The sequence below is a fragment of the Mycoplana sp. 10N416 genome (genome assembly GCF_056394765.1).
In genome coordinates, this window is record NZ_JBFTIM010000001.1 from 484,441 (window position 1) to 497,714 (window position 13,274).

Below are 13,274 nucleotides of genomic sequence, written 5' to 3' on the forward strand. Positions count from 1 at the left end.
AACTGATAATAGGGGCTGCGCGAGCGGCCCCTTTTTCGTTGCAGGATGCTTTTGTTCGGCCTGCCCCGGTGGCGCCGCCACGCCGGATTTTCTCCGCGCGGGGACGGGCCGGTTCGAACCAACAGAACATCGATTAGATTGATCGTCCGGGCACTGTCCGGTCAGGCAAAGATGAAGTCGTCTGCATTTAGCTCGCTGACAGAGTCGATTCCCATCAGCTTCAAAGTGCTGCCGCCGTGGTTCCAGCTGAGAAGCAGGTAGCTGCCCTTGTCGGTGAGATGCTGGCGCTTCAGGTCGCCGAAACCGGTGATCTCCGAAATCGCCGACAGGTCGATGACATCGTGGATGGTGCTGAAGTCGGTGATCGTGTCGTGGCCGCTCGCGGCACTGAAGACGAAGGTGTCGGCGCCGGAGTTTCCCGAAAGCGTATCGGCGCCCGCCCCGCCGATCAGCACATCGTTGCCGCTGCCGCCATAAAGCACGTCTGCTCCGCTGCCGCCGCTCAACCGGTCTGCTCCGCCCGCGCCCTTGAGGACATTGGCGCCGGCATTGCCGGTGATGCTGTTGGCGAGTGCGTTCCCGGTCCCGGAAATGGCGCTCGTTCCCGCCAATGTCAGGTTCTCGATGTTGTCGCCCAGCGTGAAGGTCACCGTCGACCGGACGAGGTCTACCCCCTCGCCCTTGAGTTCGCTGATCGCATCGCGGACGTTGTCGACGAGATAGATATCGTTGCCGGCGCCGCCTCGCATGATGTCGGCACCCGCGCCGCCATCCAGTGTGTTGGCGGACGCGTTGCCGGTCAGCGTGTTGGCCAGTGCGTTTCCGGTTCCCTTCGCCGCCGAGCCTTGCAGGACCAGGTTCTCGACGTTGTCGGCAAGCGTTAGCGATACGGTCGCGTAAACGGTATCGTTGCCGGCGTTCGACAATTCCATCACGATATCGGACTTGCTGTCCACATAGTACCTGTCGTTGCCGCGCCCGCCGAGCAAGGTGTCGCCGCCTTCGCCGCCGATGAGAGTATCATTGCCGTCGCCGCCCGAAAGGATGTTGGCCGCGGCGTTGCCGGTCAGGACATTGTTGAGAGCGTTGCCGGTGGCACCAACAGCGGACGCGCCTGTGAGCGTGACATTCTCGACGGCAGCCAGCGCAGCAAGCGAGAAGCTGATGGCCGAGCGAACCGTGTCATTGCCCTCCCCTGCATTCTCCTCGATCACATCCGCTTCGTCGCCGACCGCGGCGATGATATAAAGGTCGTCCCCACGCCCGCCGATCAACCGGTCGACACCCTCGCCGCCCGTCAGCGTGTCGTTGCCGTCACCGCCCGCAATCCTGTTTGCCGCGGTATTGCCGGTCAGGACGTTGTCGAGCGCGTTGCCGGTGGCGTTGACGGCGGTCGAACCGGTGAGCGTGATGTTCTCGATGGCGGTCAGCGTCACAAGCGAGAAGTCGATGGCCGAGCGAACGGTGTCGTTCCCTTCTCCCACATTCTCGCGGATCACGTCGGCTTCGTCGCCAGCCTCGACAATGTAGACGTCGTCCCCGAGCCCGCCGATCAGCGTGTCGACGCCGGCTCCGCCGGTGATCAGATTGTTGCCGGTATTGCCGATGAGAACGTTGTGCAGGCCATTGCCGGTCGCGTTGATGTTGCCCGTGCCGAGCAATGTCAGGTTTTCGAAGTTGCTGCCGAGCACCCAGGAGATCGACGACTTGACGAGATCGGTTCCTTCATTGAATTCCTCCGAAAGGGCGATTGCCGAGGAGACGATGAAGACGTCGTCTCCCCAACCGCCCTTGACGATGCCGCTGACGGTCCCGCCGGTGCTGTCGAAGTAATCGTCGCCGCCGCTGAGATCGACGCTCGCGAGCGAACCCGAATTGATGACCCTGTCGGCATCATGCTTCAGCGTGATCGCACCGGTGATCGTTCCCGTATTCGTCAGGAACAGATCGGCAAAGTCCGCTGCCAACTCGATCTTGCCATCGATCGTGCCGGCATTTCGGAGCGTGAAGCGGTCGGCCAGCGACGAGATGGCTACCGTGCCGTCGAACGCGTTTATGGTTCCGTTGTTGACGATCTCAACATCGGTGGCGCGCGCGCTCAGGTAGAAGGCCGAGTAGTAAAAATTGGTATTGGAGATCACACCATCTGCTTCATTCGTGAAGCGTATATGCCGGTCGTCGAGGGTGACGGTGTTGAGACCTCTGATCGTCCCCCAGTTCGTCATCGTGGAATGGGAGCCGCTCAGGAAGACGACATTGACCGTATCCGCGGTCATGGTCCCCCGGTTTTCGATGTCCGCCATTGCGCCGGTCACCCTCAATGTGGCGGAATTCGCGCTGATCGTCCCGAAGTTCCGGATGACGGCATCCTCCTGGTCGGCGACAACGGCTGAATTGCCGGCGCGAATCCCGCCCCGGTTCGTGAACGAGCTGCCCTCGCCGTTGATGGATACGGCATTCTGGTTGGTATTGATATTTCCGTCGTTGTTGATCTCGGTTCCGTAGACGGAGGAGTATATGCCTTGCCCCCCAAGGATCTGCCCGGTCGCCCGGATATCGATCTTTGCACTTTCCGCTTCGGATCCGGTCATTGCAATCGCGGTGCCGAAATCCGTCTTCACCGTGCCGGCGATTTCGAAGCCGTTGCTCGACCACGGGACCGTGATGGCGGAAAGAGCGGCGAAGGGCGCGGAAGGGGGCACCATGACGTCGACCGTGACCCCTTCGGCGACGACGACGAGGGTGCTGTCCAGAGCGACAAGGCGGGTGGTCCGGTCCGTTTCGATGACCTCAGTCTGTCTATAGCTCATTGCCGCCTCTTATCGCTTGAAACCTGCGAGCTTGGACAACACGGAAAGGGCAAGATCAACCGGTCGGTCCCACCCGAACGTCGCTTTGGGATATCTGGTCAAGACATTGGGATAATTTGCAAAGCACGCGCCGCGGCGCCGAGGAAATCGCCGCACCGGGGGGTTGACGCCGCATCATCTCGACGTGAAATATTTGCCGTTGAATCATCCCATCGAGAACCGCATGGCGCCTGTGCTGCAGAGACTCCCGCACCTGACCTTGAGTGCCAGCGGTCTTTCAGACCCCGATAGTTTCGAGACCTACAGGCAAGCGGTCTCAATGATTTTTGACGCGACGCTCGACGACTGGCAGCAGCAGCCGGACTTTCGGGTGCATGTTGATTGCGTCCAGCTCGGCCCCATGCTGTTCAGCCAGGCCAGCATGTCCAACGCCGCCTATCGCTACGAACGCAGCATGAGGAAGGTGGCGCAAGTCGGCGCTGACGCCGTGCTCGTGCAGATCATTCTCGCCGGCAGCGACGTGCGGGTGGTCAAGGGCGAGGCCGTTATCTCGGGTCCGGGCGATGTGTTCATCTGCGATCTCACCAGGACGATCTCGACCAAGGCGCAGGACTGCCAAAACTTCACCTTCGTCTTTCCCCGCAGCCTGCTTGGCCTGCCCGAGTTCGAACTCGACGGACTGCACGACATCCATCTGCCAGCCAGCTCAACGCAGGCGAAGCTTCTTCTGGCGCATATCCGGATGCTTTGGACAGAGCGCGACCGGATTTCTTTGCCGGACGCGGCGATGTTTGCCCAGAGCACGGCCGGGCTGATCGCCAGCCTCACGGCCAACAGCATCGACGACGACGTTCGGCAGGCCCATGCCGCGCGCGCCGAAATTGCCCGCGTGCAGCACTTCGTCGATTGCAACCTGATGGATCCGGAACTCGGCCCGGACATGATCTGCAGCCGATTGGGCTTCTCGCGCTCTTCCCTCTACCGGCTGTTCGAGCCGCTTGGAGGCGTCGCAAGCTACATTCGCGATCGGCGCCTGCGTCGCGTTTTCCGGCAGCTTTCAAGCGGGCAGACCAGCCAGCGAAAGCTGGCGGAAATCGCCTTCGACACCGGCTTCTCCAACATTCCGGCCTTCACCCGTGCCTTCAAGGCGCACTATGGCGTCACCCCGCGCGACGTGCGGATGCTGGCCGAGGCCGGAAACGGCTGGCCTGTGCACCTGGACGAACCCATCGACGACGGCGAACGTCTCGGCCACTGGCTGAACAGGCTCGGAAGGGCATGAACCACCCGGTGGCCATGCCCCGATATCCGAGCTCCCTCTGCGAGGACCTTCCCGTCTTCAACGACGTCCTTGCCCCGCTGCGCTGTTCGGCTGGACGTTCTGGTTCAGCCGGAAAATGTTGTCCGGATCGTATTTTGCCTTGAGCATTGCCAACCTTGCAAAGTTGCCGCCATAGGCCTGCGCCACTCTGTCGGTCTCATCCTCCGGCATGAAATTGACGTAGACACCGCCGGTGGCGTGCGGCGCGGTCGCCGCAAAGAGCGCACGTGCCCATTCGATCGAGGCTCGCTCGTCGGCGCGGTCGCGCCAGCGCGTATGCACATTCATCGCGAACTTTGCATCGCGATGCGGAAAGGCCGTTTCGTCCGAGGCGACACGACCGCTGGCACCGCCGAGTTGGCCGATAAAGATCTCACATTCCGCAGTCGGCAGCGTGCCGATATAGTCGATCAGGATGTCGAACAGGCCGTCGCTCAGAGCCGTGAAGTTATGTGATTTCCAGTAGTTGAATGCGCCCGGCGTCAGCAGCGGATCAAATGCCGTCTGCCAGGACGCGTAGGGTTGCGGGCCGATCACATCGGCGATCGGTTCTCCGAGGGCGCGAAGCGGGGCCAGCGCTTCGGCCGCTTTGTCCAGTTCACCGACATAGCAGACCGCAAAGACCAGGATCTCCTTGCCGTGCACGTCCTCCGGCAGGAACGGCAAGGGCGGTGCCCGGCGCAACACGACCCATATGGTCAGATCGTCAGGCGCTGCCGCCGCCACCTCGCGATAGCCTGAAAGGAGTTCGCGGGCATTGGCAAAGGGATGAACAATCAGCCCGGCAACCACATCAGGACCGATCGGGTTCAGTTTGAACTCGAACGACGTGACCACGCCGAAGTTTCCGCCACCACCGCGGATCGCCCAGAACAGGTCCGGGTTCTCCGTTGCGCTCGCTTGAACAAGCCGGCCGTCGGCCGTGACCACGTCGGCCGAGATCAGATTGTCGATGGTGAACCCGAATTTGCGGCTGAGCCACCCGAAGCCGCCGCCGAGCGCCAGGCCGGCCACACCGGTGGTCGAGTTGATTCCAAGAGGCGTCGCGAGGCCGAACGCTTGCGCCTCCTTGTCGAATTCGGCCAGCGTCGCGCCGGGTTCCACCCGTGCGGTCCGCCTTGTCGGATCGACATGGACCGAACGCATCGGTGACAGGTCGATCAGCAGGCCACCTTCGCAGACCGCGTTGCCGGCAATGTTGTGCCCGCCCCCGCGCACCGACACCAGCAAACCGTTGTCGCGGGCGAGGTGCACGGCCCGCATGACATCGCTTGCGCCATGGCAGCGCACCACAGCCCCCGGTCGCCGGTCGATCATGGCGTTCCAGATTGTCCTGGCCTCGTCGTAACCGGCGTCGTTCGGCAGACAGAGGCGTCCGCGAAGCTGGGTCTGAAATGCATTCAAAGCGTCGTTGGAAAGCGCAATCGATCCGCCCTCCCGTCGCGTGAACTGGACATCGCTCATAACGTCACCTCCGTCGTAATCGGATGGGTGCGGCGGCTGCCCGAAGCCGTGTTGACGCGAGTGTTGGTGACACGGGGACGCTGCGGTCAACCTTGTTGAAACGGGTCGATCCGAACCGAATTTTCATAGAGAACAGCAGTGTCCAACGCGGCGCCAGCACCGCGCGCGCATTCCTCCGGGCAATGCTTGTAGCCGTCGCTTGCCATCGGACGATTTCCAAAGCCGAACTATGCGATCCAACTCCCGGGGTGTCCAGTATGGAAAGTGTACTGGTCGAGCGAGCTTGTAGGGCGATTGCCCGCGAACCATGGCAGCCTAGAACTCCGCATGCGTTCATGAAAAAAGGGGCCGCAAGGCCCCTTTTTCATGCTTCCCGAACCGGACCAGGAACTACCGTTCCCGGAAGGCCTTGTTGAAATAGTCGGCCAGCGGCTTGGTCAGGTATTCCAGCGGCGAGCGCTCGGAGGTCTGGATGAAAGTCTCGACCGGCATGCCGGGGATGACCTGCTTGTCGCCGAGTTTCTTCATCTCGCCGGCGTCCGGCTTGATTTCCGCCTGGTAGTAGGTGGCACCGGTGCGCTGGTCCTGCAGGACGTCGGCTGCGACCTTCGTCACATGGCCGAAGATTTCCGGCGTGGTGCGGTGATCGAACGCACCAAAGCGGATATGGGCGACCTGACCGACGTGGACCTGGTCGATCTGGGTCGGCGAGATCTGCGTCTTGATGACGAGGTCGTTCTCCTGCGGGATGATGAAGAGCAGCGGATCGGCTGGCTTGATCACCGACTTCAGCGCGTGCACCTGCATGCCGAGCACGACGCCCGACACCGGCGCACTGATATCCATGCGGCTCAGTGTCTCGAGCTTGGCGGTGCGGTTTTCCTTCAGCTCGGCAATCTTGGCCTCGATGTCGCGCAGCGACGTCGTCGCCTCCTCGCGCATGTTGGAATCGACGTTGAGGATCGCCAGCTCGATCTCGGCGACCTTGCCGGCGTTCTCGGCGATGCTCGACTTGGCCTGGCTGATCGTGCCGGAAATCTCCGCTTCCTCGCGCTGGAGCTGGAGCACACGGCTGGCATTGGTCAGCGACTGCTTGAGCAGCTTGTTCTGCGCGTCCAGTTCCTCGCTGATCAGCTTCAACTGGGTGTCCAGCGCACCGATGCGGCTCACGAGACCCTCGTTCTGCTTCGCGATCTGCTTCTTCTTCTCGGTCAGCTGGCCGATCTGCTTCTCACGCGTTTCCATCCGCGCCTTCATCAGCCGCGTCTGCCCGTCGATGATCTCCTGGACCTCGGGATCGGACTTGGCGCGCTCGACCATCTCCGGATCAAAACGAATTTCAGGGTTCTCGTCCTGTTCAGCCATCAGGCGCGAAGCCGTGCCCAGGAGGCTGAACAGCTGGTTCTCGATGACCGCCAGTTCCGATCGGTCGAAGGTGTCGTCAAGACGCATCAAGACGTCGCCGGCAGCGACCTTGTCGCCTTCCTGCACCATGATCTTGCCGACGACGCCGCCGGTGAGATGCTGCACGACCTGACGGTTGCTGGCGACTTCGATGATGCCGGCTGCGACCACCGCGCCGTTGATCCGGGTCAGGGCTGCCCAGGACGCCATGCCGCCAAGCAGCAGGAAGACCGTGCAGTAGCCAATGAGCGCATAGCTCCGACCGCTCCATTTCTTGTCCATCGTATCGAATTCCTACTCTATCTCGCGCCTTGTGGCGTCTTACTTGTTGCTGCCGCCGGTGCCGGTACCGGCCACGACCTGGGCGTGGTTGCGCAGGTGGGCACGAAGCACGTCGTCACGCGGACCGAAGGCGAGGCGCTGGCCGTTTTCGAGGATGAGAATGAGATCGCATTCCTCGATCGCGGCTGGCCGGTGCGCCATGATCACGACGGATTTGCCCTCGGCCTTGAGATTGCGGATGGCGAGGTTGAGCGCCATCGAGCCTTCGGCATCAAGGTTGGAGTTCGGCTCGTCGAGAACCACCAGCACGGGATCGCCGAACAGGGCACGCGCAAGGCCGATACGCTGCTTCTGGCCACCGGAGAGCTTGGCACCGGTCGCCGGCAGATGCGTGTCGTAGCCATCGGGGAGACGCAGGATCATGTCGTGCGCGCCGGCCTTCTTTGCAGCCGCGACCACCTTTTCCGCATTCGGATTGATCTGCATGCGGGCGATATTTTCCGCAACCGTTCCCTCGAACAGCACGACATCCTGCGGCAGGTAGCCGACATGCTCGGCGAGGCCATCAAAGCCGTACTGCTCCAGCGAGGCGCCATCGAGGCGGGCGTTACCGCCGGCCGGCGGCCAGATCCCGGTCAGGATGCGGGCCAGCGTCGACTTGCCCGACGCACTCTGGCCAATGACGCCGAGCGCCTGGCCCTGCCCAAGCTCGAAGGAGAGCATGCGCAGCGTCGCGACCTTCTCACCCGGGGGGATGGCCGTCACCTGGTTGACCTCCAGGATCGCACGCGGCTTGGGCAGCGCGGTGCGGGCTTCCTCTTCGGGCACCTTGCCGAGCAGGTCGGACAGCTGCCACCAGCCCTGAATCGCGCGCTGCACCAAGGCCCACTGGCCGATCGCCCCTTCGATCGGGGCGAGCGCCCGGCCGATGATGATCGAGCTTGCGATCATAGCGCCGGCCGAAATCGAGTTCTGCAGCACAAGCCAGGCGCCGAGCGCCAGAATGGCCGACTGCAGGAAGACGCGGAAGGTCTTGGAGGAGATGGCATAGAAGCCGTTGCTGTCACTGTAACGGATGTTGGCCTCGAGCGCCTTGTCGCGCAACTGCTGCCAACGGCTGGATACGGAACGGCGCATTCCGAGCGCGCGAACGGTATCGCTTTCGCGCTGCAGGGTCTGGGTCATCTCGTCGCTCATGCGACCGGCGATCATCGCCCGCTCCTGGTCACCCTTGGTGCCGTTCTGGTTGAGCCACGTGAGCGTGACGAGGATCAGGCCACCGGCGACGCCGAGCAGCCCCATCGCCGGATGGAACATGAAGATGATGAACAGGAAGAACGGCGTCCAGGGAATGTCGAAGACAGTGAACAATGCCGGAGACGACAGCGCCCTCTGGATGGCGTCGAGATCGCGCATGCCGGTCAACGTCGAGACGCCTTTCGCGTTCAGTCCGGTGCGGTCGAGCACCGCGTTGAACACGCGCTTGTCGAAACGCGCCTGAAAGCGGGCGCCGACGCGCGCCGCCAGCCGGCTGCGAATGTGATCCAGCACGCCCATGATGGCGAACAGGCCGACGATCAGGCCCGTCAGCGCCACCAGCGTCGCCTCGGAGCGAGACGCGAGCACGCGATCGTAGATTTGAAGCATGAAGAGCGGTCCGGTCAGGACCAGAAGGTTCACGAAGAAGCTGAACAGCCCCATTGCCAGAAACGCATTCGCGCTATCCTTCAGTGCGGCGCGCAACTCGTCCGCGCCGAGCTTACCTGCAGAAAATGCCACGTTTTGCCCTCTTTCCACCGAGAAATCGGTATCGAAAATGAAAACACGAAAACCCGCCGCGTCGGGCCCGGGAACATCGCGGGCGGACCAGGCAGGAAGTCGTCTCAAGGTAAAGACGATATGCGTGCCCTTTTATTCACAAATCAATCGCACAAAATGGCAGCAACTGGACATTTTAGTGATATCTAAATCATCCGTACTACCATAAGGATTAATCCTACGGGACTAAACCTATGTCAATGTTGGCGCTCTCCGGCGTTGCCGGCGATATTCTTGTCCCGTTCCGCGTCCGGCGAAACGGCGGCTCCCCCCGCTTGCGCCGCGAGCCGGCCGAGCAGATTGAGCACGACGACGCAGGCAAGCGCCGAGAACGCGGCAATGCTCCAGTAGCCCAGCCCGACCGAGAGGCCCACCCCTCCCGACAACCACATGCCCGCGCCGGTCGTCAGGTTCCTGACCTTGCCGCGCGAAAAGATGATCATGCCGGCCGCAAGGAACGCGACACCGGACGTCACCGCCTCGACGACGCGCAGCGGATCGATACGAACCTGTGCGTCGCCGAAGTGCCCCATATGAACCATTTCAATGGAGATGATGGAAAACACGGCCGCGGCAAGGCTGACAAGGATATGCGTTCGCAGCCCGGCCGGATGATTGCGGTATTCGCGTTCAAACCCGATCAGGGCACCCAGCACGATCGCGCCAGCGAGCCTTGCGGCGATGACCGCGAAGGCAAGCTGGGTTGGCTGCAGCATGTCGTTGACGACCGTTTCCATGGCGAAGGAAACGCACGACGGCGGCAGGCGTTCCCGGCGCGTCGGGCCGGCGGCGACCCGGGTTGTGGAACTTTCCCCGCCATGCCATTTTTTTTGAGTTTGGCGCTTGTGGAAACGAAAACCCTGTTCTATACGAACGCCGCTGGTCACGGAGTGTAGCGCAGCCTGGTAGCGCACCTCGTTCGGGACGAGGGGGTCGCAAGTTCGAATCTTGCCACTCCGACCAGCCGATTCAGTTGGTTATCCCGAAATCACCTTCCCCATTTCGAGTAGCGCTTGCCACAATCTGCCGCGGGGCGGAATTGTGACGCGGTACACGATTCGTGCACTATCAGCGATTGTCGTGTATTGTCACCTCCCCTGGTGTTGCACTCGGTGCCGTGCTGCCCAGCATGAGGAGACGTGCAATGCGCTCGCTTCTGAAGATCGTGGCAATAGCAACAATCACACTTTCTTCTCCGCCAATCGGCGCATTCGCCGATGGGCACAGTTCTCGTCAGCAAGTTGCCCAAGATAACGGCAATGACAATGACAACGATGATGATGACGACAACGACGTTATTCGCACCCCGCCCACCCAGTCAAACCAGGGCGAAGATCACTATGTAGACCAGTTTTGCAACCAGCCATGGTGCCCATGGCAATCGCGCTAATGTGACCAGCGCCCGGCTTGCCCGAGAGAGTGCGGGCCTTACCGCCGGTAAATCCGCCGCTCACTCGCCAAAATCGGGAACGTAGAGACATTGCGTGCGTCCCTTCGGACCGAAGTCGCCGAGACCGGCGCACCGGTGGAAACGCCCGTCGGGTGAGTGCTTCACCGGCCAACTGTTGTACTTGATGACCTCACCGGTCGTCTTGACCAGCCACCCCTCCTTCGTCGGCGTCACCTCCCCCTCTGGGACGGGCATGCAATCGCGACCGGCGCAGCATTCCAGATCGTAGAAACTGTGGGCCGAGACCGGCCGCGCAAAACCGACTGCGACAACGAGGATTTGCAGTACAACGCACCAGTATCGCATCCTTGCCTCCTCCACCGACTGGCCGTCAGTTAGAGGATACTAAAATGACAACAAAAAGACGCGACCGCGCGATCTCCTCTCCGATCCGGCCGGGCCTTAGCAATGATCATCTCTACGCGATCAATGGCCCGATGGGCTGACGCTAGGTCACCGCACCTCGAACCGCATAGCGGACGTCCCGCCAGGCTTCGGTGCGCAGGATCTCCTCAAGCACGTTGACCGCCTCGAACACGTCGCGATAGCCGACATAGAGCGGCGTGAAGCCAAACCGCATCGTGGACGGCGCACGAAAATCGCCGATGACCCCGCGCTCGATCAGTGCCTGCATGATTTCGTAACTGCCCTCGTGGGCAAACGACACCTGGCTGCCGCGCCTGGCGGCCTCACGCGGCGTCTCCAGCACCACACCGTACCGTCCGCATTTTTCCTCGACGAGGCGAATGAAGAGATCCGTCAGGGCGATGCTTTTTTTACGCAGCGCCGCCATGTCCACCGTCTCCCACACGTCGAGGGCGCCCTTCAGCGCGCGCAATGACAGGATCGGCTGCGTGCCGCAAAGAAAGCGCACCATGCCGTCACCGGGCGCATAGCGATGCTCGAAGGCGAAGGGACGCGCGTGGCCCCACCAGCCGCTGAGCGGCTGGACGATATTGTCGTGATGACGACGGGCGGCGTAGACGAATGCGGGCGAACCGGGGCCGCCGTTCAGGTATTTGTAGGTACAGCCGACGGCAAAGTCGACGTTCGCGCCGTCGAGGTCGACCGGCAGCGCACCGGCACTATGGCACAGGTCCCAGACGACCAGCGCGCCGGCCTCGTGCGCCTTCTTCGTCAGGGCGGCCATGTCGCGCAACTCGCCGCTCTTGTAGTTGACATGATTGACCAGGACGGCTGCAACGCTTTCGTCGATCAGATCCTCGATCTTTGGCGCGTGAATGCCCTCAAGGCGCAGTTCCATCCCCGGCAGAGTCGAAATCACCCCCTCGGCGACGTAGAGGTCGGTCGGGAAGCTGCCGGCTTCGGCGACAATGACCTTGCGACCCGGGCGGAGCGCCACGGCCGCATGCAGCGCCTTGTAGATGTTGAGCGAGGTGGTGTCGCAGACGACGGTCTGACCGGCTGCCGCACCGATCAGGCGACCGACGCTGTCGCCGAGCTGCAACGGCAGCTGGAACCAGCCGGCGGTGTTCCAGCTCTTGATCAGGTCCCGGCCCCACTCCTCCCTTGCCGCCGTTTCCAGCTCGGCAAAAGCTGCAAGAGACGCCGCCCCCAAGGAGTTGCCGTCCAGATAGATGAGCCCGTCGGCAAGGGCGAAACGCTCGCGAAAGGCGCGCAGCGGGTCGGCGGCGTCCATGGCATCGACGGCGGCGATATCGAGGGTTCCGGTCATGATCGAGCAATCCTTCATCGGCTAGCCGTCGTACCCAGCCGCGTGGTCGGGTACGACGATTCGAGGCGCGCCCGACCGAGCCATCGTCGGGAGCGCGCTGTCTTTCTATTCGCGAATGGTCTCGCGTGCGGGCGCCGATCCGCGCGTGCGCTTCAGGCTCGGCAGCGCCAGCATGGCGAGCACGAAGAGGCCGGTGGCAAGCTTGAGGTCCGGCGGCGGCATGCCGGCGGCAAGGCAGAGCGAGACGAGCTGGTAGTATACCACCGCGCCGACGAAGGGTGCGAGAAGCTGGCGCAGCACCGTCTTCTTGCCGATGATCGCCTCGCCGATCATCAGCGCCGCCAGGCCGTTGATGAGGATGCCGATGCCCATGTTGACGTCGGCGAAGCCCTGCGACTGCACCATCAGCGCGCCGCCGGTGGCCGAAAACGCGCTGGCGAGGCCGACGCCGCCGATCGTCGCGGCCCAGACATTGATGCCCTGGGCTTCCGCCATGTCCGGATTGGCACCGACGGCGCGCACCGCCGTGCCCTTCTCCGTCTTGAAGAAGCGATCGAGCAGCAGGAAGACGACGAGGCCGAACAGGCCGGCGACGACGATCTTGGCCGCCGGAAATCCGGGCTGCGCGAACGGCACGTTGTCGAACAGCGTCGGCGAACCGAACACCGAAAGGTTGGACTTGCCCATGATGCGCAGGTTGATGCTGTAGAGCATCGTCATCATCAGGATGCCGGCGAGCAGCGTGTGGATGCGGAAGCGCAGGTGGATGAAGGCCGTGCAGCAGCCGGCCAGGAAACCGACGCACAGGGCCGCCAGCACCGCCGGGAACGGCGCCACGCCCGCCGCCAGCATAACGCCGCAGACGCAACCACCGAGCGGGAACGCGCCCTCGCTCGTCAGGTCCGGGAAGTTCAGCATGCGGAACGGGATCATGATGCCGAGCACCACGAAGGCGAGGATGAGGCTCTGAGCAAGCGTGACCGGGATCAGTCCGAGGAAGCTCGTAAGCGTGGTCTGAAAGAAATCCAT

10 protein-coding genes and 1 tRNA gene are annotated in these 13,274 nt (G+C 62.5%); 3 read left to right on the forward strand and 8 right to left on the reverse strand.

Features of this window, described 5'->3' with window-relative positions; all coding sequences use genetic code 11:
* Positions 1-161: 161 nt before the first annotated feature.
* Entirely contained in the window at positions 162-2,810 is a 2,649-nt protein-coding gene (locus AC1DDS_RS02325) for a hypothetical protein (RefSeq protein ID WP_477477411.1), read from the reverse strand.
* Positions 2,811-3,033: 223 nt separating this feature from the next.
* On the opposite strand from AC1DDS_RS02325, the gene AC1DDS_RS02330 reads away from it, so the two are divergent.
* Positions 3,034-4,092, forward strand: coding sequence for a helix-turn-helix domain-containing protein (locus AC1DDS_RS02330; RefSeq protein ID WP_477477412.1), 1,059 nt, complete (start codon positions 3,034-3,036; stop codon positions 4,090-4,092).
* A gap of 57 nt (positions 4,093-4,149) precedes the next feature.
* Here AC1DDS_RS02330 and AC1DDS_RS02335 read toward each other — a convergent pair whose 3' ends face one another.
* The 4 genes from AC1DDS_RS02335 to AC1DDS_RS02350 all read right to left on the reverse strand — a co-directional run bounded on the left by AC1DDS_RS02335 (position 4,150) and on the right by AC1DDS_RS02350 (position 9,836).
* Complete coding sequence (locus AC1DDS_RS02335; RefSeq protein ID WP_477477413.1) at positions 4,150-5,595, reverse strand: FAD-binding oxidoreductase; 1,446 nt, start codon at positions 5,593-5,595, stop codon at positions 4,150-4,152.
* A 390-nt stretch (positions 5,596-5,985) separates the two neighbouring features.
* Complete coding sequence (locus AC1DDS_RS02340) at positions 5,986-7,281, reverse strand: HlyD family type I secretion periplasmic adaptor subunit (RefSeq protein ID WP_477477414.1); 1,296 nt, start codon at positions 7,279-7,281, stop codon at positions 5,986-5,988.
* Between the two features lie 39 nt (positions 7,282-7,320).
* Positions 7,321-9,060 carry a type I secretion system permease/ATPase gene (locus AC1DDS_RS02345; RefSeq protein WP_477477415.1) on the reverse strand — a complete coding sequence of 580 codons (1,740 nt, stop codon included), beginning with the start codon at positions 9,058-9,060 and terminating at the stop codon, positions 7,321-7,323.
* Between the two features lie 236 nt (positions 9,061-9,296).
* The gene (locus AC1DDS_RS02350) at positions 9,297-9,836 is read right to left on the reverse strand and encodes an MgtC/SapB family protein (protein WP_477477747.1); all 540 of its coding nucleotides are present in this window, start codon (positions 9,834-9,836) and stop codon (positions 9,297-9,299) included.
* A 149-nt stretch (positions 9,837-9,985) separates the two neighbouring features.
* Between AC1DDS_RS02350 and AC1DDS_RS02355 the strand changes: the two genes are divergently transcribed.
* Both AC1DDS_RS02355 and AC1DDS_RS02360 read left to right on the forward strand, forming a co-directional pair.
* Positions 9,986-10,062: transfer RNA gene (locus tag AC1DDS_RS02355), tRNA-Pro, on the forward strand.
* 181 nt (positions 10,063-10,243) lie between these two features.
* Positions 10,244-10,489: a hypothetical protein gene (locus AC1DDS_RS02360; protein ID WP_477477416.1), complete on the forward strand. Its 246-nt coding sequence runs from the start codon at positions 10,244-10,246 to the stop codon at positions 10,487-10,489.
* 60 nt (positions 10,490-10,549) lie between these two features.
* On the opposite strand, the gene AC1DDS_RS02365 is transcribed toward AC1DDS_RS02360, so the two are convergent.
* The 3 genes from AC1DDS_RS02365 to AC1DDS_RS02375 form a co-directional block, all read right to left on the reverse strand.
* Entirely contained in the window at positions 10,550-10,855 is a 306-nt protein-coding gene (locus AC1DDS_RS02365; protein WP_477477417.1) for a hypothetical protein, read from the reverse strand.
* 142 nt (positions 10,856-10,997) lie between these two features.
* Positions 10,998-12,245 (reverse strand): kynureninase, encoded by a 1,248-nt coding sequence (gene kynU / locus AC1DDS_RS02370; protein ID WP_477477418.1) that lies wholly within the window; start codon positions 12,243-12,245, stop codon positions 10,998-11,000.
* 105 nt (positions 12,246-12,350) lie between these two features.
* Positions 12,351-13,274: an ABC transporter permease gene (locus AC1DDS_RS02375; RefSeq protein ID WP_310414723.1), complete on the reverse strand. Its 924-nt coding sequence runs from the start codon at positions 13,272-13,274 to the stop codon at positions 12,351-12,353.